The sequence below is a fragment of the Bradyrhizobium sp. USDA 3240 genome, from assembly GCF_054063295.1.
Genome location: NZ_JBSSGD010000002.1, coordinates 3,918,063 through 3,942,939, shown reverse-complemented (window position 1 = coordinate 3,942,939; position 24,877 = coordinate 3,918,063). Strand labels below are relative to the sequence as shown.

Genomic DNA, 24,877 nt, shown 5'->3' with positions numbered 1-24,877 from the left:
CGCAGTGTAGTGGTAGCGGATTCGATTGCTACCTTGGATCGATATTTAGTCATTCTGTGCCACGACAGATGTGAACTGACGCACAAAAGCGTCACGAGGTCGCGGCCATGTGAGACGAGACGCCTTTCGCGCTGCTGCGAAAAGGCCTAGCCTGTTAGCGGCGCAATTCATTGATGAGGCACAGCAATGCGCAGCCGCGTCAGAAAATTTGCCCATGTCCTGGAGCGCTTCGGTCTTGCCCTGGCGGGAGCTGCCAGCGGTCTGTTCGTCGCCATCCATGTCGGCTCGAGCGTGTCGGTGCTGACCTCGCAGGCGTTCCTGCTGATCATGATGCTGGGCGGTGCGATCGGCTTCTATGTGGGCATCGATACGCCGCCAAAGCTGTTCCATCCGAAGGACGGGAGCTCGACGCGCAAGATCGACGCGGCGGAGCTGCTGAGCGCGGTCGGCACCTTCCTCGCGACCATGGTCGCGTTCTTCTCGGTCGGCGTCGTCGTGCTGCGCAGCGAGCCGGACATCGCCTGGACCGCGGCGATCATGACGGGCTGGGTGCTCGGTGTCGCCATGCAGATCGTCGCCGGCACGATCGCTCGCACCCGGGTGTGATCAGAGCTTCGGTCCTGATTGCATCAGAGCCGAAGCCCAGGTTTCTTGTCGACGCGGTTTCTTCACGCGAACCGGCCTCCACTTCGCTCGAAAACGCTCTAGGCGCCGCGCGTGACGCCCAATCCCGCAAGATGCGTGTCGACGAACTGCGCGAGCCGCTCGCGCAACATCTCCGGCGGCACGGCGACCATGCGCTCCTCGAGGCCGAGCGAAATGATGCCGTGGACCGCAGAGAACATCATCCGCGACAGCAGCGCGACGTCGTTGGGATCGCGGTCGGGCAATAGCCGCACCAGCGGCGCGTGCATCAGCGCGAAGGCATCCATCACCATCGCCAGGATATCTTCCGGAAACGGCCGGTCGTCCTCCATCCGGTGCTCGAACAGCGAGCGCAGCAGATTGGCGTGCTCGGTGGCGAAGCCGAGATAGGCGTCCGCCAGCCCGTGCAGCTGGTGCAGGGGATCGTCGGCCGGGACTGCCTTGAGCCGGGCGGTCAGGGCCTGAACGGTCTCCCGGTTCACGGTCAGGATCAGGCCGTCGAAGTCGCCGAACTCATTATAGACGCTGCCGATGGAGCAGCCGGCGGCCTCGGCGACATCGCGAACCTTCAATGATCTCAAACCTTTAGTCGCGATGGATCGGCGTGCGATCTCGATCAGCAAAGTGCGCCGCTGAAGTTTTTTCCGGCTGCGCCGCGTTTCTTCTTGAACAATGTTCATTTTTGTATTACTGATTTGAGCGTTGCTCAAGTTGGCATAGGAGGCCACTCACATGCAGACCCTAGCACTTCAATTGACCACCACCCTTGTCGATGACGCGATCGAGCTCGTGACGGGCTTTGGCCGCGCCATCTTCGCACTGGCGACCGCCCCGATCGAGCGGATCGCCCGCGCCTGCGACGTCGCAGGCGTGCTGGAGCAGCGGCGCGCCGATCGGCGCGCGCCGCGCCCGGCGGCCCAGCGCGGCAGCCGCTGCAAGTCGCGCAACTGCCGCTGGTCGCCATTCCGCGGGTTGAGTGAACTGACCTGAAGCGGCCGCGCCGCAATTGTCACCGAAACCTCAACGAAGCACTCACCATGTCCGCCGCGAGCCCGTTTCGATGTCGATCGACCACAACCCTGGATAAGGTCTCGTACATTTCTGCCGGTCATTGTCGCGGCGCCCGGCGCGGCCGATCCGCGCTGGTTCGAACCGATACGTTGCGGAAAAGACTAAAGGCTGCGGCATCTCCGTCATTTTCACCACGCTCCCCATTCTCTGCCACGCGAATTCGCAGACCTGCCAGCGCCATGCGCGCTAACCCAAGGAACCGGTCATGATCAAGGAATTGATGACGTCCCGCCGCTTCGCGCCGCTGTTCTGGTCGCAGTTCTGCTCGGCGCTGAACGACAACGTGCTGAAGAACGCGCTGGTCATCATGCTGTTGTACGGCGTCGCCAACGAGCAGGGGCCGGCGCTGGTCCAGCTCGCGGGTGCGATCTTCATCGCGCCGTTCTTCGTGCTGTCGGCACTCGGCGGCGAGCTCGCCGACCGCTACATCAAGTCCGTCGTCGCGCGTCGGCTGAAGTTCTTCGAGATTTTCGCCGCGGCCTTCGCCGCAGCCGGCTTCTTCACTCATTCGATCCCGCTGCTGTTCATCGCGCTGGCGCTGTTTGGTATTGTCGCTGCGCTGTTCGGCCCGGTGAAATATGCCGTGCTGCCCGACCAGCTGTCGGTATCCGAACTCGCGACCGGCAACGCGCTGGTCGAGGGCGCAACTTTCATGGCGATCCTGATCGGCACCATCGCGGGCGGCATGTTCGTCGCCGGCGCCAGCCACATGGGCTGGATCTGTGCCGCCGTGGTCGGCCTGTCGGTGCTGTCGTGGGGATTTGCGTCGCGCATCCCGGTGACGCAGCCCTCCGCGCCCGATCTGCCGATCACCAAGAATCCATGGACCTCGACGGTGCGCCTGTTGAAGTCGCTCTATGCCGAACAGCGGTTGTGGGACGGCATGGTGATCGTGTCCTGGTTCTGGATGGTCGGTGCGATCGTGCTGTCGCTGCTGCCCGCGCTGATCAAGGAAGGCGTCGGCGGCACCGAGGGCGTGGTCACGCTGTGCCTCGCCGTGTTCGCGATCGGCATTGCCGCCGGTTCGCTGTTCGCCGCCCAGTTGAGCCACGTCCGCCCGAATCTCGCGCTGGTGCCGATCGGCGCCATCGTGATGGGCGTGATCGGCCTCGACCTCGCCTGGGCGATCGCCACCACCTCGCTCGGCAAGGACGTCACCGCGGCAGCGTTCGCGGCCTCGTTCGGCGGCTTCCGCATGCTGGCCGACTTCTTCCTGTTCGCGTTCGGCGGCGGCCTGTTCGTGGTGCCGTCGTTTGCGGCCGTGCAGGCCTGGACCGCGCCGTCCGAGCGCGCCCGCATCATCGCCGCCGGCAACATCTTGCAGGCAGGCTTCATGGTCGCCGGCGCGGTGTTCGTCGGCGCGCTGCAAGCTGCCGGTCTGCCGATCGCCTGGATCTTCTTCGGCCTGGCGATCGCGAGCTTCGGCACCGTCTGGTTCGTGCTGACCAAGTGGGGCAAGGAAGGCGTGCGCGATTTCGGCGCGCTGCTGTTCCGGGCGCTGTTCCGCCTCGAGGTGCGCGGCATGGAGAACCTGCCGCCCGCAGGCACCCGGATGCTGATTGCGCCGAACCATGTCAGCCTGGTCGACGGCCCGCTGCTGCACGCCATGCTGCCGATCGATGCGAGCTTCGCGGTCGACACCGGCATCGCCAAGGCGTGGTGGGCAAAGCCGTTCCTGAAGATGATCAAGCACTACACGATGGACCCGTCGAAGCCGCTGGCGGCGCGCGACCTGATCAAGCTGGTCGCCGCCGGCGAGCCGGTCGTGATCTTCCCGGAAGGCCGCATCACGGTCTCCGGTTCGCTGATGAAGGTCTATGACGGCACCGCGATGATCGCCGACAAGGCCGACGCGGTCGTCGTCCCGGTCCGCATCGAGGGCGCGCAGCGCTCGCATCTCAGCTATCTCAAGAACGGCGAGATCAAGCGGTCCTGGTTCCCCAAGGTGACGATCTCGATCCTGCCGCCGGTGAAGCTGCCGATCGACCAGTCGCTCAGGGGCAAGGCGCGTCGCAATGCCGCGGGCGCCGCGCTGCAGGACGTCATGATCGACGCCATGGTGCAGAACGCGATGCTCGACCAGACGCTGTTCGAGGGCCTCGGCCATGCCTATCGCGACCGAGACACCGGCAAGCCGATCATCGAGGACGCGCTCGGCACCACGCTGACCTATCGCAAGCTGATCCTCGGCGCGCAGGTGCTGAGCCGCAAGCTCGAGCAGGGCACCGCGGTCGGCGAGAATGTCGGCGTACTGTTGCCGAACTCGGCGGGCGTCGCCGTCGTGTTCATGGCACTGCAGACCATCGGCCGCGTGCCGGCGATGCTCAACTTCTCGGCAGGTCCGGTCAACGTGCTGGCGGCGATGAAGGCGGCGCAGGTCAAGACCGTGCTGACCTCGCAGGCCTTCATCGAGAAGGGTAAGCTCGACAAGCTGATCACGGCGATGGCGGGCCAGGCGCGCGTCATCTATCTCGAGGACGTCAGGGCCGGCATCGGCCTTGGCGACAAGATCGCAGGCTTCCGCGCCGGCATCGCGCCGCGCGTCGCCCGCGAGGCCAACGATCCCGCGGTCATCCTGTTCACCTCGGGTTCGGAAGGCACTCCGAAGGGTGTCGTGCTGTCCCACCGCAACATCCTCGCCAACGCGGCGCAGGCGCTGGCGCGGGTCGATGCCAATGCCAACGACAAGGTGTTCAACGTCCTGCCGGTGTTCCATTCGTTCGGTTTGACCGGCGGCATGATGATGCCGCTGCTCGGCGGCATCCCGATCTTCATGTATCCGTCGCCGCTGCACTACCGGATCGTGCCCGAGCTGATCTACCAGACCGGCGCGACCATCCTGTTCGGCACCGACACCTTCCTCACCGGTTACGCCCGCTCGGCGCATGCCTATGATTTCCGCACGCTGCGGCTCGTCATCGCCGGTGCGGAAGCAGTGAAGGAGCGCACGCGGCAGATCTATATGGAGCGCTACGGCATCCGCATTCTCGAGGGCTACGGCGTCACCGAGACCGCGCCGGTGCTGGCGATGAACACGCCGATGGCAAACCGCCAGGGCACCGTCGGCCGCATCTCGCCGCTGATGCAGTACCGCCTCGATCCGGTCCCCGGCATCGAGGAAGGCGGCCGCCTGTCGGTGAAAGGTCCGAACGTGATGCTCGGCTACCTGCGCGCCGAAAACCCCGGAGTGCTCGAGCCGCTGCCCGAGGGCTGGCACGGACACCGGCGATATCGTCACGGTTGACGCGCAGGGCTTCATCGCGATCAAGGGCCGCGCCAAGCGCTTTGCCAAGATCGCGGGCGAGATGGTCTCGCTCTCCGCGGTGGAGACGATGGCATCGGCGCTGTGGCCGCAGGCGATGTCGGTTGCGGTCTCGATCCCCGATGCGCGCAAGGGCGAACGCATCGTGCTGCTCACCACCGAGAGGAACGCCGACCGCGCCGCGATGCAGCGCCAGGCCAAGAGCGTCGGCGCGTCCGAGCTCGCGGTGCCTGCCGACATCCGCGTCGTCGACAAGGTGCCGCTGCTCGGCACCGGCAAGACCGACTATGTCGGCGCCACGGCGCTTGCGAAGGAACTCGCCGCAGCGCCTGCGGTGCAGGCCGAGCCCGCTGCCGAGGAGGGCGGGCCGGAGCAGCTCGAGCAACACGTCGCATGAGTCTTGGCATGATGGTTGTGCTTTTCGGGAGCATGTTGTCAGATAGTTGGCAACTGCTCCCGAGAAAGCACGATCATGCTGGACAAACTGAACCCGGCTACCGAGGACGCGCCTGAACTGATAGCCGAGCGCTGGATCGGTGCGCTGGATGCGGCGCTCGCGAACCGCTCCGCGAATGCTCTTTCCGCGCTGTTCGCGCCTGAGAGCCACTGGCGCAACATCTTCGGCATCTCCTGGCATTTTGCGACGTTCAGCGGGCGGCAGCGCGTCGTTGCCGAGCTGCTCGCGCGTGCTGCCGCGGCGAACGCGCGTGAATTTCGTCTCGATGACCGTGCCTTGATACCGCGGCGCGCCGTAATGGCCGGATGCGAGGTGATCGAGGCGGTCTTCACCTTCGACACATCGAACGGCCCCGGCATCGGCGCTGTCCGCCTGCTGAGCGGTGCGGATGGAAATTCCGCGGCGTGGACGTTCTCCACGATGCCTGACTTCGATCGCATCTGCGACATCAGCGCCAAACACGCCATGGAGGAATCCCACGCGCGCGATTTCGCCGCACCCCGACTGGCTGGAGCAGAGGCAGGCCTCGCGCGCCTATGCCGACCGCGAGCCTGATGTGCTTGTTGTCGGCGGCGGCCACGCCGGCATCGCGGCTGCCGTCGAGTGCAAGCGGATCGGGCTCGATGCCCTGATCGTCGATCGCGAGCGGCGTGTCGGTGACAATTGGCGGCTGCGCTATCGCGGCCTCAAGCTGCACAACAAGACGCCGGTCAATCTGTTTCGTTACCTGCCGTTCCCACTGAGCTTTCCGGACTACATCCCGAAGGACAAGATCGCGAACTGGCTGGAAAGCTATGTCGACATCATGGAGCTCGACTTCTGGACCGAGACCTCGTTCGAAGGCGCGCGCTATGACGATGCGACGCAACGCTGGACGGTGACGCTGCGACGAGCCGATGGTCCGCGCACGCTGCACCCGAAGCACATCGTGCTCGCGACCAGCGTCAGCGGCACGCCGAACATCCCCGTCATCCCGGGCATCGAGCGGTTCGCTGGCCGTGTGCTACATTCCAGCGCGTTCGCGGCAGGACGCGAATGGGCCGGGCGCTCGGTGATCGTGTTCGGTACCGGCACCAGCGCGCATGACATCTGCCAAGAGCTGCACGCCGCGGGCGCCAATGTCACGATGGTTCAGCGCAGCCCGACCATGGTGGTCAATGTCGAGCCGGCGCAACTCTACGACAAGACCTATCTCGGCGACGGTCCGACGATCGAGGTGCGCGACATCCTCAATTCCGGCGTGCCGCTGCCGGTCATGAAGATCGCGCACAAGATCATCACCGACGAGGTGAAGCGGCTCGATGCGCCATTGCTATCGCGGCTGGAGCGCGCCGGCTTCCGGCTCGAATTCGGTGAAGACGGCACCGGCTGGCCGCTGAAATTCCGCTCCCGCGGCGGCGGCTATTACTTCAACGTCGGTTGTTCCGAATTGATCGCCGACGGCAAGATACGCCTGATCCAGGCCGCCGACGTTGCTGATTTCACCGCCTCTGGCCTCGCGCTGAACGACGGCACTGCGCTCGCCGCCGAGCTGTTCGTGCTCGCCACCGGCTACAAGGGCCACGATCATCTGCTCGCAAAACTGTTCGGCGAGGACGTCGCAGCGCGCGTCGGCCGCGTCTGGGGCTTCGACGATGCGACGCAGGAGCTGCGCAACATGTGGACGCGCACGCCCCAGCCCGGCCTCTGGTTCACCGGCGGCGCCTTCTCGCAGGCCCGCATCTACAGCCGCTTCATCGCGCTGCAAATATCAGCGATCGAGGCCAGCAGCCTTTCCAAGCATCTGACCTGAACTTGAACTAAAGGATTCCCATGCCACTTCCGCTCGATCCCGACATTGAGAAGATCATCCCGCTGCTGCCGCTGCGCGATCCCACGACCATGACGCCGCAGAGCTGCCGCGATTCGCTGCGCGCGCTGGCCGAGGCGCGCAAGGCAGTGCCGCCGCCGCCGGTCGACGTGGCGCGCGACATCGAAGTCGCGGGCGCCGCGGGCAAGCTCGGCGCGCGGCTCTATCGCAACGGCCGCGGCACGGCGCCGACCGTGATCTTCTTCCATGGCGGCGGCTGGGTCGCCGGCGATCTCGAGACCCATGACCGCCAGGCGCGCAACCTCGTGATCGAGACCGGCGCGGTGGTGATCTCGGTCGACTACCGTCGCCCGCCGGAGACGCGCTTCCCCGGCGCTTTCGAGGATGCCTTCGCCGCGATCCGCGACGTGATCGCGCGGCTCAGTGAATTCGGCGGCGATCTCTCCCGCGTCGGCGTCGCCGGCGATTCCGCAGGCGGCAATCTCGCCGCCACCACCGCGCTCGCCTGCCGCGACGCCGGCATCAGGCTCGCCGGGCAATTGCTGGTCTATCCCGTCACCGACGTCGTCGGAAGTTTTGCCGATCCTGCCGAGAATGCGAAATTTCCGTCGCGCGCCGAGAATGCCGAGGGCTATTTCCTGACGCGGGCGACGATGCAGTGGTTCGCCGGGCATTATCTCGCGGATCCCGCGCAGGGTTCTGACTGGCGCGTCTCGCCGCTGCGCGCAAAATCTCTCGCCGGAGTCGCGCCGGCCGTCGTCACGACAGCCTGGTTCGACCCGCTGCGCGACGAGGGCCATGCCTACGCCAAGGCGTTGCAAGCGGCCGGCGTGCAGTTCGCGTATCATACCGGCGAGGGCCTCATTCACGGCTACTTTGGCCTCGGTGATGCGTCGGAGGCCGCACGCGCCGAGGCGCAGCGGGCGCGAGTGGACTTCAAGGTGCTGTTGGAGCGGGGTGTTTAATCTCCGGTCGCACCAGCCATTGTTGGCGAAGGGAGTGTAACCACATCGTCGTCCCGGCGTAGGCCGGGAGGTGGATTCACACTCGAAGTGCAACACTTGATCGGCAAAGGACTCCGCAGGCGTGCGGTAGTCAAGGCATTTGCGTGGGGTGTTGTTGTAGGTGGCGATGAACTGGCGGAATCTGGCGGTCGAGAGGGTTACGAGATCCGTTTTGCGAGGGATGAAGCGGCGCATCCTGCCGATGGCGTTCTCGATACCACCCTTCTGCCAGGGCGCGTGGGGATCGCAGAAGAAGGTCTCGATCGAGAGGCGATGTAGCGCCAGGTGACCGGCAAACTCGGTGCCGTTGTCGAAGGTGACGGTCTGGCGCAGCTCTTGTGGAAGGGCAGCGAAGAAGCGGACGAGATGGCGTGCGACACCGCGCGCAACCTTGCTGGCAAGGCGGATGCCGAGCAGCAGGCGAGAGGTGCGCTCATGCACGGTCAGCACGGCCTGACCGTACTTCGAGAACATCATCAAATCGGCCTCCCAATGCCCGGCGACGCTACGGTCGGCAACCTCAAGGGGCCGATTTGCCAGGGAAACACGGCCTTCGATGAAGCTTGCGGGGCTGCCGCCTCGCTTGCCGCGGAGGCCGCGCTTGCTCTTGGCGCGCGGCAGGTAGCGTCGCCAGCTGAAGTCCGAGGTGCGCCTGAGTTGGCCATAGATGAAGCGGTAGATGGTCTCGTGGGAGATCACCTTGTGCCCGCACTCGCGGGCCAGCCGGCCGGCGATCTGCTCCGGCGACCAACCTCGGCGAAGGCGTTGCAACACCGCGCGGCGCAGGACGGGCTCCCGTTCGAGGCGTCCGCCCGTCCAGCGCCGCGCTCGCATCTGTTGCTGGGCATAATTTGGCTTGTAGCCAGCCTGAACGCTCCGATTACGGCTCAGTTCCCGAGAGATTGTTGATGGCGAGCGATCCAGAGCTGCCGCGATTTGCCGGACCGAGCTGCCATTGGCCGATAGACAGGCAATCTCGCATCGGTCGTCCAGAGAGAGCTGCTTGTAAGTCCGCCCCATGGCAACACCTCCTCAAGGAAGTGTTGCACTTCGTTTGTGAACTCAGGGGACCCATTACCCCGAATGTCGGTGTTGCACGATGCTGGGGCCACAGCCTGCTCCAACGACGGGCTGCGGTGGTTATGGGTCCCGGCCCCCGTGCGCAATTGCGCACTCGGCCGGGACGACGATGTGGATAGTTCAGCCTTCAATCACATGCCTCAATCATTCCCGATCGTATCGCCGAACAGCTGCCAGGTCTCGCCGTTGAACTTCTGCAGCCGCATTGCCTCGACCGGGAAATAGTCGGTCGGTGAGGTCTTCACCTTGATGCCGGGCAGGAACATCGGCAACTCGATGTCGAGGTTGGCGGCCTGCTTCATGATGTTCTCATGGGTGAGGTCGTCGCCGCATTGCTTCAGCACCTGCACCGTCGCCTCCGCCACCACATAGCCGTAGACGATCAGCTGGTCCTGCAGATTGCCGTCGGGGAAGTACTTCTTCATGAAGTCCTGCCAGGCGATCACGTCCTTATCGTCCTTCCACTGCGGATCGTTCGGATCCTTCAGCGAGTAGGACGAGATGATGTCCTTCGAGTATTCGAAGCCGGCGGGCTTCAGCACCGAGGACACTGAGGTCGGTGTCGCCGCGAGGAAGAACAGGTCGGGCTTCCAGCCGATCTCGCCGATCTTCTTGATCGCCTGCGCCGCCTGCTTGGGGATCGCGTGCATGAACAGCACGTTGGCGCCGGAGGCTTTCAGCTTCACGATCTGGCTGTCGACCGTAGGGTCCGTCGATTCATAAGTCGTCTCCGCCACCACCATCTTGGCGGTGTTCTCCGGCCCCAACCCCTTCTTGAAGCCGTTGCCGTAATCCTTGCCGGCGTCGTCGTTCTGGTAGAACAGCGCGATCTTCGCGTCCGGCTTGTTGGTCAGCACGTATTTGGCGTAGACCGCGGTCTCGGCCTGGTACGACGGCTGGAAGCCGATCGACCACGGATAATGCGCATAGTCGCCCCATAGCGTGGCGCCGGCGCCGACGAACAGCTGCGGCACCTTCTTGTCGTTGAGATATTTGCGCACGGCAAGGCCGGTCGGCGTGCCCAGCGGATTGAGGATCGCGGCGACTTCCTCCTGCTCGACCAGCTTGCGGGTCTGCTCCACCGTCTTCGGCGGCGAGTAGCCGTCGTCGAGCGTGATCAGGTTGATCTTGCGCCCGTTCACGCCGCCCTGGTCGTTGATCATCTTGAAGTAGGCGGCCTGCACCTTCGCAATCACGCTGTAGGCCGACGCCGCGCCCGAGAATGGCGAGGTCTGTCCGAGCTTGATCTCGGTGTCGCTGGTACCAGCGCCATATTTCTTCTCGGCGGCGTGCGCCTGTGTCGCGAGCGCAAGCGCGAGTGCTGCCGTGATGGCCTTCCAGATCATCGTGAGCCTCCCTGTGGCTTTTTTGTTTTGTTCGCGAGGGAGACCTTACGCAGGTCGAGGGAGGCAGGCTTGCGATGAGACGCCGGGGCAGGGATGCGAAATTGCGGCGGGGGTGACTATTATTGCCGTCGTCCCGGCGAAGGCCGGGAGGTGGATTCACACTCGAAGTGCAACACTTGATCGGCAAAGGACTCCGCAGGCGTGCGGTAGTCAAGGCATTTGCGTGGGGTGTTGTTGTAGGTGGCGATGAACTGGCGGAATCTGGCGGTCGAGAGGGTTACGAGATCCGTTTTGCGAGGGATGAAGCGGCGCATCCTGCCGATGGCGTTCTCGATACCACCCTTCTGCCAGGGCGCGTGGGGATCGCAGAAGAAGGTCTCGATCGAGAGGCGATGTAGCGCCAGGTGACCGGCAAACTCGGTGCCGTTGTCGAAGGTGACGGTCTGGCGCAGCTCTTGTGGAAGGGCAGCGAAGAAGCGGACGAGATGGCGTGCGACACCGCGCGCAACCTTGCTGGCAAGGCGGATGCCGAGCAGCAGGCGAGAGGTGCGCTCATGCACGGTCAGCACGGCCTGACCGTACTTCGAGAACATCATCAAATCGGCCTCCCAATGCCCGGCGACGCTACGGTCGGCAACCTCAAGGGGCCGATTTGCCAGGGAAACACGGCCTTCGATGAAGCTTGCGGGGCTGCCGCCTCGCTTGCCGCGGAGGCCGCGCTTGCTCTTGGCGCGCGGCAGGTAGCGTCGCCAGCTGAAGTCCGAGGTGCGCCTGAGTTGGCCATAGATGAAGCGGTAGATGGTCTCGTGGGAGATCACCTTGTGCCCGCACTCGCGGGCCAGCCGGCCGGCGATCTGCTCCGGCGACCAACCTCGGCGAAGGCGTTGCAACACCGCGCGGCGCAGGACGGGCTCCCGTTCGAGGCGTCCGCCCGTCCAGCGCCGCGCTCGCATCTGTTGCTGGGCATAATTTGGCTTGTAGCCAGCCTGAACGCTCCGATTACGGCTCAGTTCCCGAGAGATTGTTGATGGCGAGCGATCCAGAGCTGCCGCGATTTGCCGGACCGAGCTGCCATTGGCCGATAGACAGGCAATCTCGCATCGGTCGTCCAGAGAGAGCTGCTTGTAAGTCCGCCCCATGGCAACACCTCCTCAAGGAAGTGTTGCACTTCGTTTGTGAACTCAGGGGACCCATTACCCCAACTGCTTATGTGGTGCGACGCTGGGGCGACATTCGGCGGGTAACGGCAAAGACTAGTGGTAATGGGTCCCGGCTTTCGCCGGGACGACGATGATGAGAGAGCGACGCCCCTCAGCGGTAGCGCACGCTGCCGGTGGTGACCGGGTCGGTCGGCAGCACGGTGGCGCCGGCTCTACTGGCGGCGGCGGAGGTGATCATGCCGGGCTCGGCCGCGGCCTGCACATCGCGGGGCGGGGTGAATTCGAGGATGACGAGGACTGCCGTGGCCAGCACCGCCACGGCGGCGGTTGCGAGCGCAGGCACCAGTCTTCCGCGCGTTTCGGCTGCGCGAACTTGCATTGACCAATTCCTTTATTGGGGTCGTTCTTTGGACGTGATGTAAGAACGGCCAGGCTTCTTCCCAAGAGTGCGGCGCACATGCCTCACAATCAGTTGTGCCGGCCGTGATGTCCCTCACGGTGTTCGAGCCGCGCGGCGTTCGCCGCGTCGAATCGCAATCGTGTCGGACGGCTTGTTTGCACACCATGAGTTGGAAGAGATCGTGGCGTTTTGCATGCGCCTCATGCGCTCGTGATCGATCGCGTGAGGTTGTGATTAATGGCGCAGCGACACGCCGTTTTTGCCGTGATTTAGAGGCTTTCTTGGTCGTGCGCGGCGCGCGCGTTAAGGCTTTCTTCACGCGCTTTCGACGCATCAAGCGGAGATTCGCGTGATGTGCGCGTGATGGAAGCGATGACACCGCTGTCATTGGCAACAGCTGTCAGCGGGCCTGTCGCAAGCATCGCGACGCCGTCATTGCGAGAAGCGAAGCGACGAAGCAGTTCATCTCTCCCCGTGCGATGCGATGGACGATTTTACTTCACGCGTCATTGCGCAAAGAAGAATCCTCTCACGTGCCGCACATGCACGTCGTGGTCGGATCGATTCACCTATCAGACAGCGGGAGAGAGCGTGCGCGCGTCATCTCGCGGCGCGATCGGCCCGAGCCTTGCGGCAGCTTGACCCTCGCTGATGGAGCAGGGAACGCTAGATGCCAGCACGCACCCGTGGGTCCCGAGCAACAATTGGGGTGTCGGGAAAGAGGAATATTTTCTCTGCAAGGACTGGTCAGGCTGTGTCGCGTGGAAATTGTTGGTGAGATTCGCTTTCTGGCGCGTCGCGCGGCACGCTGGAACAAGCGCTGCGGCTCCGACTTGATGCAGCGGGCTGGTTACCGGCCTGCACGGCCCTGCAATTTCCTGCCCCCAAAGCCAGGGCCGTGCACTCCGGGGCGGGCAAATCCCTTCAGTCGATTTCCTTCGCTGTGTTCACTAGTGCACCGTCCGGCCACGCCCCGCAGGCGTACTGTGGGTGATCACCGCGCGCATATCCGGCACTGCCGGTGACCGAGAACGCCAATTGCGCTCCCGCCTTCGGATGGAATGGAGCAGCGTGATGCAGAACAGCCTTCCCAACCCGCGCCTATCCCCGGAGCAACGCCAAGCGGATGAATCGATCCGCCTCCGCGGCGAAGCCCGCGTCATGCCTCCCGGCGTCGCACGCGACCGCCTGATCCGCATGGCCCGTCAGGCCGAGACCGCCTCACACATCAACGCGTGGGTGATGTCGCCGGGGTTGCGGTCGCCGAAGTGAGACGGGCGTTGGCGCGATCCGTGCTGTCCTCGCGACGTGTCATGATCGGGAGCGCGTGATCCGGCAGGCGACCGGCCGCTCGATGCAGATTTAGGATTGCGGGACGACCGCGTGCATTTGCGCGGCGCCGCCGGCCGAGGTCGTGCGGCAGCTTGATCCCCGCTCGTGATGCAGAGCGCGCAGGGAGCGCCGGCGAGGCCGGACATGCTTGGCGCCGCCCGCGCAACAACTTTCATGTTTTGCAAAGTGGACGCCAGCCGCAAGGGCGTTTCAATGCTCAAGCGCTATCGCCAAGGGGATCGGGTAAGATCACTTTGAGGTCTTGTCGGCCGATTATCACACCCAGTGCTTTTGGGTGGTTCGGACTGACGAGACTGTCGATCGATTTTCATTACAGAGCGTGCATCGGTCCTTACAGCAAGGACTAGAGCTTTTCTCGCCGCTGTACCCGGTGCATGCCAAAACAAAAACGGCCGGGTCATCCGACCCGGCCGTTCAAAACTCTCTCCGCGAATTCCGCGTTCGGTTGAGCTCAGCTCGCCTTCTTCACGAACACCGGCTTGCCGACCTTCTTCTCGATCGCGCGCTTGAGATCGAGAGCACGGGGCGAGAGCACCTCGGCCTTGGCCTTGATCAGGTAGGCGTCGAGGCCGCCATTGTGGTCGACGCTCTTCAGCGCGTTGGTCGAGACGCGCAGGCGCACGTTGCGGCCGAGCGCATCCGAGATGAAGGTCACGTTGGCCAGGTTCGGCAGGAAGCGCCGCTTGGTCTTGATGTTCGAGTGGCTCACCTTGTGGCCCGTCTGGGGGCCCTTGGCCGTCAGTTCGCAGCGCCGGGACATCTTACAAAATCCTTATTGCATCCCCGCTTCCGGCGGCACGTGCGATCACGCGGCCCGCGCGGGGGTTTTGAATTCGCGTCCATTTTCCAGGAACCGCGGGTGTATAGGGGGAGAATACCCAAGCGTCAAGATTATATCGCCGCATAACCGTACCGGGAAATGGCGGTTCATAAGCGCTACCAGCCACTTAACGACGGATATGGCAACCATATAAAGGGCGTATTCGGCTGCAAGTCTTGGTTCCATAACAGATGCGCGTGTTGTCCGGCCGAATTGAAGGACCAAATGGACAACGAACAGAGCGCCGATAGCAGGACCGTCAGGTAGGTTAAGTGACGACCGCCATTGCCCTTTTGCCCCCGCTCGGCCGGCTCATCGGCCTGTGCGCCGGTGCGCTCTTGCTGTTTTGCGCCGAGCGCGCCAGCGCGCAGGGGCGGCTCGACGCCCAGTATGAGGCGACGCTGGGCGGTATCCCGGTCGGCAAGGGCAGCTGGACCATTGAAATCGGCGACGACAGCTTCTCGGCCTCGGCCCAAGGCGGCACCGCGGGCCTCTTGAAGGCGTTCTCCGGCGGCAGCGGTGGGGGCGCCTCGCAGGGCCGCGTCGTCAACGGCGCGCTGGTTGCCGCCTCCTACACCGCGACCACCACCACATCGAAGAAGTCGGAGACGATCCGGATGGTGCTGGCCAATGGCGGCATCAAGGAATCCTCCATCGAGCCGGAGCCGCCGGTCGATGCCGACCGTCTGCCGGTCTCGGACGCGCAGAAGAAGAACGTGTTCGATCCGATGACCGGCTCGTTCCTGCGCGCGCCCGGCAATGCCGAATTGATGAGCCCGGATGTCTGCCGCACCGGCGCCGGCGTGTTCGACGGCCGCATGCGCTACGACCTCAAGCTGGATTTCAAGCGCGTCGAGATCGTGAAAGCCGAGCGCGGCTATCACGGCCCCGCGCTGGTCTGCGCGCTCTATTTCGTGCCGATCTCGGGCTACATCCCGGATCGCCCGGTCATCAAATATCTCGCCGCCCAGCGCAACATCGAGATCGCCTTCGTGCCGATCGCGGGCACCCGCCTGTTGGTGCCGTTCCGCATGACGATCCCGACCCCGCTCGGCCAGGCCATGCTGGAAGCCACCTCCTTCGTCACCACAGCCGCGCCGCCGCGCGTGGCGAAGACGCAGTAGGGCGGCAACGCACCTCGTCATTGCCGGGCTTGACCCGGCAATCCATCCGTTTCGAGAGAGGTCGTTCTTGGTTGATGGATGCCCGGGTCAAGCCCGGGCATGACGGGTTGGGACCCTGCGGAATGCAACAAACGTCACCGGAATCCAGTTGACTCTTGCCGGCTTCTGATTCGACTCGTCCGCCTCTGGAATTTAAGGAATTCAGTCCGCATATCCTGTGCTTGTGGAGCCCTCTCAAACTTGATCTAGTGCCGCCGCCGTCAGCCTGCCCGAGATGTTGCGGTGAACGTTTCAGGTCTGGAATGGAGTCACCGATTCGGCCGCGATTCGTTCTAGACTCGTTCTGAAGCTTAAGGGCGGCGCAGAAAGCGTCGCATTGTGAGACAGATTCGCCTCAGATGATGCCCATGATCGATCAGTTTCCGGATTTCCGCGTCATTGCGAGGAGCGCAGCGACGAAGCAATCCATCGTGCCGACGCGCACGCGAAATGGATTGCTTCGCTTCGCTCGCAATGACGGCTGACAGCCGCCGGACAATAAAAGAAACACCTGCAAAATATGGCTTTCTCAACTTCGTTCGGAAATGACCGCGTGCCCGGCGCAGGCGTCACTGCGGTGCTGGGCCCGACCAACACCGGCAAGACGCATCTCGCCATCGAGCGCATGCTGGCGCATTCGTCGGGCCTGATCGGGCTGCCGCTGCGGCTGCTCGCGCGCGAGGTCTACAACAAGGTCGCGGCCCGCGGCGGCGTCGACAATGTCGCGCTGATCACCGGCGAAGAGAAGATCAAGCCGAAGGCGCCGCGCTTCTGGGTCTCGACTGTCGAGGCGATGCCGCGCGATCTCGATGTGTCCTTTCTCGCCGTCGACGAGATCCAGATCGCCGCCGATCTCGAGCGCGGCCACGTCTTCACCGATCGCATGCTCAACCGCCGCGGCCGCGACGAGACGCTGCTGCTGGGTGCAGCCACAATGCGCCCGATCATCGAGCGGCTCTTGCCCGGCGCCTCGATCGTGACGCGGCCGAGGCTGTCGCAGCTCGAATTCGCCGGCGATCGCAAGATCACGCGGCAGCCGCGTAGAACAGCAATCGTCGCGTTCTCCGCGGATGAGGTCTACGCGATCGCCGAACTGATCCGCCGCCAGCATGGCGGCGCGGCCGTGGTGTTGGGCTCGCTCTCGCCCCGCACGCGCAATGCGCAGGTCGAGATGTTCCAGAATGGCGACGTCGATTATCTCGTCGCCACCGACGCGGTCGGCATGGGGCTCAATCTCGACGTCGATCACGTCGCCTTCGCCTCCGACCGTAAATATGACGGCTATCAGTTCCGCCGGCTGACGCCGGCCGAATTCGCGCAGATCGCGGGCCGCGCCGGCCGCGCCACGCGCAACGGCACCTTCGGCACGACGGGTCGCTGCGCGCCGTTCGAGCCGGAGCTCGTCAATGCGCTGCAGAACCACACCTTCGACAGCGTCAAGATGCTGCAATGGCGCAACGCCAAGTTGGACTTCTCCTCGCTCGGCGCCTTGCAGGTGTCGCTGGCGCTGTCGCCCAATCATGAGGCACTGACGCGGGCCCCGGTGGCCGAGGACCTGCGGGTGCTCGAACATGTCGCACGCGACGCCGAGGTGCGCGAATTCGCGCATGGGGCTAAAGCGGTGGAGCGGCTGTGGGAGGCGTGCCAGGTTCCGGACTACCGAAAGCTGGCGCCGGCCGCCCATGCCGAACTCGTGACCACGCTGTATGGCTTCCTGATGCAAAAGGGTCGTATCCCTGACGCATGGTTTGCCGCCCAGGTCGACCAGGCCAACCGGACCGACGGCGATATCGACACGCTATCGGGCCGGATCGCGCAAATCCGGACCTGGACCTTCGTTGCCAACCGGCCCGACTGGCTCTACGACCCGGACCACTGGCAGGGGATCACGCGCGATCTCGAAAATAAATTATCCGATGCGCTGCATGAACGGCTCACGGAGCGTTTCGTTGACAGGCGGACCAGTGTATTGATGCGCCGCCTGCGGGAGAACTCAGTTTTGAATACGGAAATTGGCAAGACCGGTGAAGTGATCGTGGAAGGCCACGTGATCGGCCGGCTCGATGGTTTCACCTTCGCACCTGATGCGGCCGAGGCCGGCAGCGACGCCAAGGCGCTGCAAGCCGCAGCCCAGCAGGTGCTGGCGCGCGAGATCGATACGCGTGCCGAGAAACTGGGCGCCGCCCCCGACGAGCAGTTCGTGCTGACCTCCGACGGCACCATCCGCTGGACCGGCGATGCGGTCGCCAAGCTTGTGGCCGCCGACGACGCGCTGCATCCGCGGCTGCGCATCATTTCCGACGAGCGGCTGACCGGCGCCTCGCGCGAAGCCGTGCAGACCCGGCTCGATCTCTGGCTCAAGACGCATATCGAAAAGCTGCTCGGGCCGCTGTTCGAACTGTCCAAGGCAGAGGATATCCAGGGCATCGCCCGCGGCATCGCCTTCCAGCTCGTCGAAGCGCTCGGCGTGCTCGAGCGCAGCAAGATCGCGGCCGAGATGAAGGATCTCGACCAACCCTCGCGCGCCGCGCTGCGCAAATACGGCGTGCGCTTCGGTGCCTATCACATCTACTTCCCGCAGCTGCTGAAGCCCGCGGCACGCTCGCTGGCCTCGCTGCTATGGGCCGAGAAGCAGAGCAATGTCGACATGGGCGCGCTGTCGAATGTGCAGCATCTCGCCTCCAGCGGCCGCACCTCGTTCCCGGTCGACAAGGCCCTGCCGCGCGACGGCTATCGCGTGCTCGGCTATCGCCAGTGCGGCGAGCGCGCGGTGCGCGTCGATATTCTCGAACGGCTCGCCGATCTGATCCGTCCGGCGCTGGCCTGGCGCGAGACCTCGCCGGGCGAGAAGCCCGCCGGTGCGTTCGATGGCCGCGGCTTTGTCGTCACCCAGGCGATGACCTCGCTGACCGGCTCCGCCGGTGAGGACTTTGCCTCGATCCTGCGCGCGCTCGGCTACCGGATGGACCGCCGTCCGCCGCTGCCGCCGAAGGCTGTCGAGGTTGCGCCCGCTGAGGCCACCGAGACGGTCGCCGCCGAGACGCCGCCGGTCGAGGCGACGTCTGATGCCGCCTCGGATGCGCCGGTCGATGCCGCCGCCGAGGTGGTGGCCGATGCGCCGGAGGCCGCCGCTGCGCCCGAGGCCGAAGCCGCCGTCGAGCAGCCGGTATCTGGCGATCCCGCGCCGTCGGCTGCGCTGCTGCCCGACGTCGGGTTTGCCGAGGTGGTCGCCAGCGAGGCGACGCCGGTTGTCATCGAGGCCCAGCCCGAGCCCGTGGCAGAGGTTGCCGCAGAGCCTGCCGCTGTCGCCGGAGAACCCGCGCCTGAAGCGCCCGCTGCCGAAGTTGCAGCCGAGCCCGCGCCTGCCGTCGAGGCCGCTGCGGAGACGCCGCCTGAGGCTGCTGAGGCACCGTCAGAGCCCGCCGCGGAAGCGCCCGTGGAGGCCGCGAGCGCTGACGCAGCGCCCGCGGAGGCCGCGCTTGCTGCCGCGGAGACGCCGGCCGAGCCGCAAATGGTCGAAGTCTGGCGTCCCGGCGGCCGCTCCGACGAGCGCCGTCCGCATCATCGCGGCCACGACCGCAATCGCGGCCGCCATCAGAACAAGCCCGCCGAGGGCGCACAGGCCACGGAAGGCGGTGGCGACGGCGAGAAGCGCGAGCATCATCGCCGGCCGCGCCGCCACCAGGATTTCCGCGTGCCGCGTCCAGCCGCGCCCGCTGACGGCGCTGCGCCGGTCGCTGCCGCGCCGGCCGACGGCGCGCCGCGCGAGGACAGGGGCCAGCGCCGCGAGCGTTTTGAGGGCAAGGGGCGCGATCGCGACAATGAGCGTCGCCGCGACAACAAGTTCGGTGGTGGTGGTGATCGCAAGGGCGGTGATCGTGACCGCGGCGGCCGCGATTTCGGCAAGGGCGGCCGCGACAAGCGCGAGGGCGGCCCGTCGCATCGGCCCTACGCGTCGAGCGCGCCGCGCGAGCGCGACCGTCCGATCGATCCGAACTCGCCATTCGCCAAGCTCGCTGCCCTGAAAGAGCAGCTCGCCGGCCGGAAGGAATAATCCAACCCTTGGTCTGACGCTTGGACAGACAGCGGCTCGACAAATGGCTGTGGCACGCGCGGGTGGTGAAGGCCCGCACCAGCGCGGCTGAACTCGTCGCATCAGGTCATGTCCGCATCAACGGCACGCGCGAGAAATCGCCGGGCCATGCGGTGAAGGCGGGCGACGTCGTCACCATAGCGCTCGACAACAGCGTCCGCGTGCTGAAGGTGACGGGCTTTGCCGAGCGGCGCGGCGATGCCAGTGCGGCACGCGTGCTGTATGAGGATTTGCAGGCCGGCAATTTGCAGGCCGGCAAGGAGTAGTTATCTAGCGCTTGCTATCTCAATTGAGCATGGTCCGGAAAAGTGGGGTCCGGTTTTCCGATCAGGATCATGCTCCCGATAAAATTGGTGGCAGGGGCGTGAGAATACTGGCGTTTTTCAGAGGCGGCTTCCCTTGCGGCCCCGGTATTCCTGCGCTACGCAACCCCAGAAAAATCGATCGTTCCGGAGTTTTGGATGACCTACGTCGTCACTGAAGCCTGCATCAAGTGCAAATATACCGACTGCGTCGAGGTCTGCCCCGTCGATTGCTTCTACGAGGGCGAGAACATGCTGGTCATCCATCCTGACGAATGCATCGATTGCGGCGTGTGCGAGCCGGAATGCCCGGCTGACGCCATCAAGCCGGACACCGAGCCGGGGCTGGAGAAGTGGCTCGAGGTGAACACCGAGTATGCCAAGAGCTGGCCGAACATCACCCAGAAGAAGGACTCGCCTGAGGACGCCAAGGAGTGGGAAGGCAAGGAAGGCAAGTTCGAGAAATATTTTTCTCCGAATCCGGGCAGCGGCGACTGATTCGCTGACGTTTCCCTACAGCCGTCGGGACTACCCCGATAAGGGCGGGCCTGGACTGCGGCGGCCCACCGTTCGGCCGCCGATTTAACCCTAATGATGGACATATGACCTGAGGATGCCCTGTTATGCCCGGAATCGGGCGTAAACCATTGATTTTTGCGGAAAATGTGCTATATCTGCACCATTACAGGCCAAGAACCCCTTGCCATGCGTACCTTGTGGCTTCGAGGTTCCCGCAAACATCGAACAGGGGCGTGGCAGTTTCCGCGCGCAGGCTGTGTCACAGAAAACGCGTAAAAAGAGTGCTTCAAAGACGACGAAGAAAGCCGCTGTCGTTGCTCGCAGCGCAACCAAGGGCCGTGCCAAGGCGCCCGTGAAGGGGGCCAAGAAGGCGGCGGCTGCAAAGTCCTCAAAGAACAAAAGAAGCGTGATGCCAGAAAAGACTGCCAAGACTGCCGCGAAAGCGGCAGCTGCGAAGCCCGCTGCTGCGAAGGTCGCCCCCAAGACTGCTGCTGCTGCGCCGAAGCCGGCCGCCCCGAAGGCTGCCGTCCCCGCCGCTGCTCCGAAGGTTGCTGCCAAGCCGGCCGCCGCGCCGCGCGTCGAGGAGCCGAAGAAGGTCGTGACCCAGCGCCAGGGCTTCAAGGCCAACGAATTCGTCGTCTATCCCGCTCACGGCGTCGGCCAGATCCTGGCGATCGAGGAGCAGGAGATCGCGGGCGCCAAGCTCGAGCTGTTCGTGATCAATTTCATGAAGGACAAGATGACGCTGCGCGTCCCGACGGCGAAGGTCGCCAATGTCGGCATGCGCAAGCTGTCGGAGCCGGCGCTGGTCAAGAAGGCGCTGGAGACGCTGAAGGGCCGCGCCCGCGTCAAGCGCACCATGTGGTCGCGCCGCGCCCAGGAATACGAAGCGAAGATCAATTCGGGCGACATCGTCGCGATCGCCGAGGTGGTCCGCGACCTCTATCGTTCGGAATCGCAGCCCGAGCAGTCCTACTCCGAACGCCAGCTCTATGAAGCGGCGCTCGACCGTCTGTCGCGCGAAATCGCCGTCGTCCAGCACTCGACCGAGACCGAGGCGATCAAGGAGATTGAAGGCCAGCTCGCCAAGAGCCCGCGCCGCGGCGCCAAGGCGGAAGCCGAGGGTGAAGGCGAGGGCGATGCCGACGGTGAGGATGCCGATACCGATGGCGACGATACCGCCGTCGAAGACGAAGCCGCCTAAGCAGCGTTGCAGGATTTCGAAAAGCCCGGTCGAGAGACCGGGCTTTTTTGTCGCCGCACTTCTGTCAGCGTCTACGCTGGCCACGCCGATTGGCGCCTTGCGAGGAATTTCGATGAGCGCTTACGTGATCGAACTCGTGACGTTGATGACGATCTTTTCCCTTGTGATCGTCTCGCCTGGCGCCGATCTCGCCATGGTCCTGCGTCAGTTGATGGTTCACGGCCGCAGAGCGGCCATCGTCACATCATTCGGCCTGGGCGTTTCTCTGCTGTTTCACATCAGCTATACGATCCTTGGTCTTGGGGCGATCATCTCGAAATCGGTCGCGCTGTTCAACATCGTCAAATGGTGCGGTGCTGCCTATCTCGTCTACATCGGGATCAAGGCGTTGCGTGCCGGCGCGCTCACGGTGGAGAACACCCCGCCGCAGGACCGCACGCTTGCCCTCTCGCAAAAGCCCGTCGCCGAACAGGGGTTGATCAAGGCCTTTGTCCTTGGCTTCGCCACCAACGTCCTCAATCCCAAGCCGGTGTTCTTTTTCCTTTCGATCTTCGCGACCGTCGTCAGCGTCCACACGCCGGCCATGGTTCGGTTTGGCTACGGCCTGGTGATGGCGAGTTGCCTGATCCTCTGGTTTGTCGGCGTCAGCTACTTCATGACGACGCCCCGGATGCGGGCGGCGTTTTCCCGCGTCAGCAAATGGATCGACCGCGTCAGCGGCGTCGTCTTCATTGGCCTGGGGCTGAAGCTCGTTACCGAAAAAGCGAGCTAGCGCGCGACCAGTTCGAGCCCGGCATGCACAAATCGCCCCTTGGCTGATCGCCGCGACTCATGACCTGCTGCGCCGCGCTGGCGGCGAGATCGCGGAGCCGGCGAGGGGCGCGGCATGCTTGCAGGACGGTCGCTGGGGCGCGGTTACGACTGGCTGTGGACCGCGTTCGCGGTCTCGACCTTCGGGACCTGGGTCGCCTTCGACGCGTTCCCGCTGCTCGCCATCCTCGTGCTGCATGCAAGGCCGGAGGCGGTCTCGGCGCTCGCAGCGGTCGGCCTGCTGGCCGGGGCTGCGGTCGCGGTGCCGCTCGGGCCCTGGATCGAATTCCGCCGCAAGCGGCCGGTGATGATCGCGATGGATCTGCTTCGTTTCGCTGCCACGATCAGCGTTCCCTTCGCGTTCGTGCTGGGACGGCTGACCTTCGTCCAGCTCGTTGTCGTCGCCGTCATCATGGCCGCCGCGGACATTGCGTTCCGTGCCGCGAGCGGCGCCTGCCTGAAGGCGCTCGTAAAACCGGACGATCTGGTGATCGCGAACGGACGGCTCGAAGCCACGACCTGGACTGCGACCGCGATCGGCCCGCCGCTCGGCGGCGCTGCGATCGGCGTGCTCGGCCCGGTGGTGACCGTGATCGCCAACGGGGTCAGCTTCCTGCTCTCGGCGCTGGCGATCCGGCGGATCGGCGGAAGCGAGCCTGCGCCCGTGCAGCGCCAGGCGCAGGGATTTCGCGCGGCCGAGCTGATCGAGGGATGGCGGGCGATCCTCGCGCATCCGGTGCTCCGCCTGCTGTTCTTCAACACCGTGCTGGTCAATGGCCTGATCATGGCGACGGCGCCGCTGCTTGCGGTCTTGATGCTCCGCGATCTCGGCTTTGCGCCATGGCAGTACGGCCTCGCCTTCGGGGCGCCCTGTATCGGCGGCCTGATCGGCGCGCGGCTCGCGCCTTCGCTCGCCACGCGCTTCGGCCAGCACAATGTGTTGCTCGCGGCCGGTACGCTGCGTGCGTGCTGGTCGCTCGGCCTCGCTTTCATGCCGAACGGTGTTGCGGGCATCGCCGTCGTCTTCGCGCTGCAGTTCGGTCTCGTCACCTGCGCCGGTATCTTCAACCCGGTGTTTGCAGCCTATCGACTGGCCCAGATCGAGATGGAGCGGACCGCGCGCGTGCTCTCGGCCTGGACGATCACCAGCAGCGCAACCATCGCGGTGCTGACCGCGCTCTGGGGCGTGCTGGCAGGTGTTGCGGGTGTCCGGACGGCGATTGCGCTGAGCGGGCTGGTTCTGCTGGCGACGCCACTATTGCTGCCGCGCCGCGCCCTCAGTACGAGCGCTGCTTGATGCCCCAGTGGCCGTTCTCCGAGGTCACGATCCACAGATTGCGGTGACGGCTGGCAATCGATCCATCGGCGCGGTCGCGGCTGTATTCGACCACGAGATGCACCTTGCGTGGGCTGACCAGCACCGGCTCTTTGCGCTGATAGGTGCTCCTCGCCCATCCCGTGGTGCGCGCCAGATCGTCGAAGAACGACGCCGGCAGCTGGCCCGGCCGTTCCCAGATCACGAGCTGCTCGCCGGACAGGATGACGTGCGGGAAGTGCAGCAGCGCGTCCATGCCGGCGAGATCGCGGGCATTGAAGCGGTCGGTGAAATCGTCGATGCAGCGGATCGCCGCTGCGATCATGCTGGCGTCGTCGGCATCATCGGTGCCGGGTTGGAACAGGTCGTCGGCGTAACTCATGCTGTCGCTATACACCGGCACCGGAGTGAGCGGCAACTGCGTGTGCACGCGGCTCTCCAATCGTAGCCCGCATGAAGTGAAACCTCCTGATCGAGGTGAGTGCGGACCTCCGGCGACCGAACGGCCTGAAAGCCACGTAAGCAATCCTGACCAGAATCGTCTTCACGGATGACGACGGCAATCGGAGCGCGGCATGTTATGCTGGCCGCCCAGCCGCCATTTGATCGACATTGAAGTGACCCATCAATTTGCAGCGAGGAGAAATCCGATGACATCCAATGTTGAGGCAACCAGGAAGGGTTATGAGGCCTTTCAACGTGGCGACATTCCGGCGCTCATGAGAGATCTGATCGATGACGACTGTACGTGGATAACGCCAGGTCCCCAGGACAAATTGCCTTGGGCTGGGACCTTTAGGGGAAAGCAGCAGATTGCAAACTTCTTCGTCCAGGTCGGCGAGAATCTCGAATTCAGCGAGTTTGCACCGCGTGAGATGATTGAGCAGGGCGACACCGTCGTGGTCTTGGGTACGCTCACGGCGCGGGCAAAGAAGACAGGCAAGACCGTCAAGAACGAATGGGCCCACGTTTTCAAGTACCGCGAAGGAAAGGCGGTCCGCTTTCAGGAATACATCGACACTGCGGCGGATGTCGCCGCGATGACGTGACGGAGCGGGAGGCG

20 protein-coding genes and 3 pseudogenes are annotated in these 24,877 nt (G+C 64.5%); 16 read left to right on the top strand and 7 right to left on the bottom strand.

From position 1 onward, the window contains the following. Window positions 1–186: 186 nt before the first annotated feature. On the top strand, window positions 187–606 hold the full coding sequence (locus ACVIGA_RS19330) for a hypothetical protein (RefSeq protein ID WP_456667593.1): 420 nt from the start codon (window positions 187–189) through the stop codon (window positions 604–606). Window positions 607–704: 98 nt separating this feature from the next. On the opposite strand, the gene ACVIGA_RS19325 is transcribed toward ACVIGA_RS19330, so the two are convergent. Beyond that, complete coding sequence (locus ACVIGA_RS19325) at window positions 705–1,325, bottom strand: TetR/AcrR family transcriptional regulator (RefSeq protein WP_456667592.1); 621 nt, start codon at window positions 1,323–1,325, stop codon at window positions 705–707. 52 nt (window positions 1,326–1,377) lie between these two features. Between ACVIGA_RS19325 and ACVIGA_RS19320 the strand changes: the two genes are divergently transcribed. The 5 genes and pseudogenes from ACVIGA_RS19320 to ACVIGA_RS19300 all read left to right on the top strand — a co-directional run bounded on the left by ACVIGA_RS19320 (window position 1,378) and on the right by ACVIGA_RS19300 (window position 8,210). Then, window positions 1,378–1,635 (top strand): hypothetical protein, encoded by a 258-nt coding sequence (locus ACVIGA_RS19320; protein ID WP_456667591.1) that lies wholly within the window; start codon window positions 1,378–1,380, stop codon window positions 1,633–1,635. 286 nt (window positions 1,636–1,921) lie between these two features. Then, window positions 1,922–5,375: pseudogene (locus ACVIGA_RS19315) on the top strand (acyl-[ACP]--phospholipid O-acyltransferase). A gap of 15 nt (window positions 5,376–5,390) precedes the next feature. Beyond that, window positions 5,391–5,990, top strand: a complete 600-nt coding sequence (locus tag ACVIGA_RS19310; RefSeq protein ID WP_456667590.1) for a hypothetical protein — start codon at window positions 5,391–5,393, stop codon at window positions 5,988–5,990. Between the two features lies 1 nt (window position 5,991). Beyond that, window positions 5,992–7,227: an NAD(P)-binding domain-containing protein gene (locus tag ACVIGA_RS19305; protein WP_456667589.1), complete on the top strand. Its 1,236-nt coding sequence runs from the start codon at window positions 5,992–5,994 to the stop codon at window positions 7,225–7,227. 20 nt (window positions 7,228–7,247) lie between these two features. Further along, window positions 7,248–8,210 carry an alpha/beta hydrolase gene (locus ACVIGA_RS19300; RefSeq protein ID WP_456667588.1) on the top strand — a complete coding sequence of 321 codons (963 nt, stop codon included), beginning with the start codon at window positions 7,248–7,250 and terminating at the stop codon, window positions 8,208–8,210. Window positions 8,211–8,279: 69 nt separating this feature from the next. Here ACVIGA_RS19300 and ACVIGA_RS19295 read toward each other — a convergent pair. The 4 genes and pseudogenes from ACVIGA_RS19295 to ACVIGA_RS19280 all read right to left on the bottom strand — a co-directional run. Beyond that, window positions 8,280–9,269: pseudogene (locus ACVIGA_RS19295) on the bottom strand (IS30 family transposase); the annotation flags it as partial. 200 nt (window positions 9,270–9,469) lie between these two features. Beyond that, on the bottom strand, window positions 9,470–10,675 hold the full coding sequence (locus ACVIGA_RS19290) for an ABC transporter substrate-binding protein (protein ID WP_456667587.1): 1,206 nt from the start codon (window positions 10,673–10,675) through the stop codon (window positions 9,470–9,472). Between the two features lie 119 nt (window positions 10,676–10,794). Beyond that, window positions 10,795–11,814 (bottom strand): IS30 family transposase, encoded by a 1,020-nt coding sequence (locus ACVIGA_RS19285; RefSeq protein WP_456667586.1) that lies wholly within the window; start codon window positions 11,812–11,814, stop codon window positions 10,795–10,797. 172 nt (window positions 11,815–11,986) lie between these two features. Then, window positions 11,987–12,214: a hypothetical protein gene (locus tag ACVIGA_RS19280; RefSeq protein WP_223972181.1), complete on the bottom strand. Its 228-nt coding sequence runs from the start codon at window positions 12,212–12,214 to the stop codon at window positions 11,987–11,989. A gap of 1,095 nt (window positions 12,215–13,309) precedes the next feature. Here ACVIGA_RS19280 and ACVIGA_RS19275 point away from each other — a divergent pair. Both ACVIGA_RS19275 and ACVIGA_RS19270 read left to right on the top strand, forming a co-directional pair. Next, window positions 13,310–13,507, top strand: coding sequence for a hypothetical protein (locus tag ACVIGA_RS19275; protein WP_456667585.1), 198 nt, complete (start codon window positions 13,310–13,312; stop codon window positions 13,505–13,507). Window positions 13,508–13,829: 322 nt separating this feature from the next. Further along, window positions 13,830–13,892 (top strand): annotated as a pseudogene (locus tag ACVIGA_RS19270) (DUF3223 domain-containing protein); the annotation flags it as partial. A gap of 147 nt (window positions 13,893–14,039) precedes the next feature. On the opposite strand, the gene rpmB reads toward ACVIGA_RS19270, so the two are convergent. Next, a complete protein-coding gene (gene rpmB / locus ACVIGA_RS19265; protein ID WP_092120029.1) occupies window positions 14,040–14,348 on the bottom strand; it encodes a 50S ribosomal protein L28 in 309 nt (102 codons plus the stop codon). 353 nt (window positions 14,349–14,701) lie between these two features. Between rpmB and ACVIGA_RS19260 the strand changes: the two genes are divergently transcribed. The 7 genes from ACVIGA_RS19260 to ACVIGA_RS19230 all read left to right on the top strand — a co-directional run bounded on the left by ACVIGA_RS19260 (window position 14,702) and on the right by ACVIGA_RS19230 (window position 23,796). After that, window positions 14,702–15,532 (top strand): DUF3108 domain-containing protein, encoded by an 831-nt coding sequence (locus ACVIGA_RS19260; protein WP_456670843.1) that lies wholly within the window; start codon window positions 14,702–14,704, stop codon window positions 15,530–15,532. A 559-nt stretch (window positions 15,533–16,091) separates the two neighbouring features. Continuing rightward, the gene (locus ACVIGA_RS19255; protein ID WP_456667584.1) at window positions 16,092–19,625 is read left to right on the top strand and encodes a helicase-related protein; all 3,534 of its coding nucleotides are present in this window, start codon (window positions 16,092–16,094) and stop codon (window positions 19,623–19,625) included. 20 nt (window positions 19,626–19,645) lie between these two features. Then, window positions 19,646–19,930, top strand: a complete 285-nt coding sequence (locus tag ACVIGA_RS19250; protein WP_223972185.1) for an RNA-binding S4 domain-containing protein — start codon at window positions 19,646–19,648, stop codon at window positions 19,928–19,930. Window positions 19,931–20,125: 195 nt separating this feature from the next. Further along, on the top strand, window positions 20,126–20,464 hold the full coding sequence (gene fdxA, locus ACVIGA_RS19245; protein ID WP_092120017.1) for a ferredoxin FdxA: 339 nt from the start codon (window positions 20,126–20,128) through the stop codon (window positions 20,462–20,464). 430 nt (window positions 20,465–20,894) lie between these two features. Further along, complete coding sequence (locus ACVIGA_RS19240) at window positions 20,895–21,689, top strand: CarD family transcriptional regulator (RefSeq protein WP_163160932.1); 795 nt, start codon at window positions 20,895–20,897, stop codon at window positions 21,687–21,689. Between the two features lie 112 nt (window positions 21,690–21,801). Next, window positions 21,802–22,461: a LysE family transporter gene (locus ACVIGA_RS19235; protein ID WP_456670842.1), complete on the top strand. Its 660-nt coding sequence runs from the start codon at window positions 21,802–21,804 to the stop codon at window positions 22,459–22,461. 114 nt (window positions 22,462–22,575) lie between these two features. Next, entirely contained in the window at window positions 22,576–23,796 is a 1,221-nt protein-coding gene (locus ACVIGA_RS19230) for an MFS transporter (protein WP_456667583.1), read from the top strand. Here the strand turns inward: ACVIGA_RS19230 and ACVIGA_RS19225 are convergent. After that, complete coding sequence (locus ACVIGA_RS19225) at window positions 23,777–24,244, bottom strand: hypothetical protein (RefSeq protein ID WP_456667582.1); 468 nt, start codon at window positions 24,242–24,244, stop codon at window positions 23,777–23,779. The two genes, ACVIGA_RS19230 and ACVIGA_RS19225, sit on opposite strands and share 20 nt — an antisense overlap. A gap of 220 nt (window positions 24,245–24,464) precedes the next feature. Between ACVIGA_RS19225 and ACVIGA_RS19220 the strand changes: the two genes are divergently transcribed. After that, entirely contained in the window at window positions 24,465–24,863 is a 399-nt protein-coding gene (locus ACVIGA_RS19220) for a nuclear transport factor 2 family protein (RefSeq protein WP_456667581.1), read from the top strand. Window positions 24,864–24,877: the final 14 nt, after the last annotated feature.

Excerpts from the sequence above, each read along its gene's own strand:
- ACVIGA_RS19280 (WP_223972181.1), bottom strand. The coding sequence starts at position 12,214 with ATGCAAGTTCGCGCAGCCGAAACGCGCGGAAGACTGGTGCCTGCGCTC.
- ACVIGA_RS19240 (WP_163160932.1), top strand. The coding sequence starts at position 20,895 with ATGCCAGAAAAGACTGCCAAGACTGCCGCGAAAGCGGCAGCTGCGAAG.
- ACVIGA_RS19220 (WP_456667581.1), top strand. The coding sequence starts at position 24,465 with ATGACATCCAATGTTGAGGCAACCAGGAAGGGTTATGAGGCCTTTCAA.
- ACVIGA_RS19290 (WP_456667587.1), bottom strand. The coding sequence starts at position 10,675 with ATGATCTGGAAGGCCATCACGGCAGCACTCGCGCTTGCGCTCGCGACA.
- ACVIGA_RS19330 (WP_456667593.1), top strand. The coding sequence starts at position 187 with ATGCGCAGCCGCGTCAGAAAATTTGCCCATGTCCTGGAGCGCTTCGGT.
- rpmB (WP_092120029.1), bottom strand. The coding sequence starts at position 14,348 with ATGTCCCGGCGCTGCGAACTGACGGCCAAGGGCCCCCAGACGGGCCAC.
- ACVIGA_RS19235 (WP_456670842.1), top strand. The coding sequence starts at position 21,802 with ATGAGCGCTTACGTGATCGAACTCGTGACGTTGATGACGATCTTTTCC.
- ACVIGA_RS19285 (WP_456667586.1), bottom strand. The coding sequence starts at position 11,814 with ATGGGGCGGACTTACAAGCAGCTCTCTCTGGACGACCGATGCGAGATT.
- ACVIGA_RS19255 (WP_456667584.1), top strand. The coding sequence starts at position 16,092 with ATGGCTTTCTCAACTTCGTTCGGAAATGACCGCGTGCCCGGCGCAGGC.
- ACVIGA_RS19275 (WP_456667585.1), top strand. The coding sequence starts at position 13,310 with ATGCAGAACAGCCTTCCCAACCCGCGCCTATCCCCGGAGCAACGCCAA.
- ACVIGA_RS19300 (WP_456667588.1), top strand. The coding sequence starts at position 7,248 with ATGCCACTTCCGCTCGATCCCGACATTGAGAAGATCATCCCGCTGCTG.
- ACVIGA_RS19320 (WP_456667591.1), top strand. The coding sequence starts at position 1,378 with ATGCAGACCCTAGCACTTCAATTGACCACCACCCTTGTCGATGACGCG.
- ACVIGA_RS19230 (WP_456667583.1), top strand. The coding sequence starts at position 22,576 with ATGCTTGCAGGACGGTCGCTGGGGCGCGGTTACGACTGGCTGTGGACC.
- fdxA (WP_092120017.1), top strand. The coding sequence starts at position 20,126 with ATGACCTACGTCGTCACTGAAGCCTGCATCAAGTGCAAATATACCGAC.
- ACVIGA_RS19325 (WP_456667592.1), bottom strand. The coding sequence starts at position 1,325 with ATGAACATTGTTCAAGAAGAAACGCGGCGCAGCCGGAAAAAACTTCAG.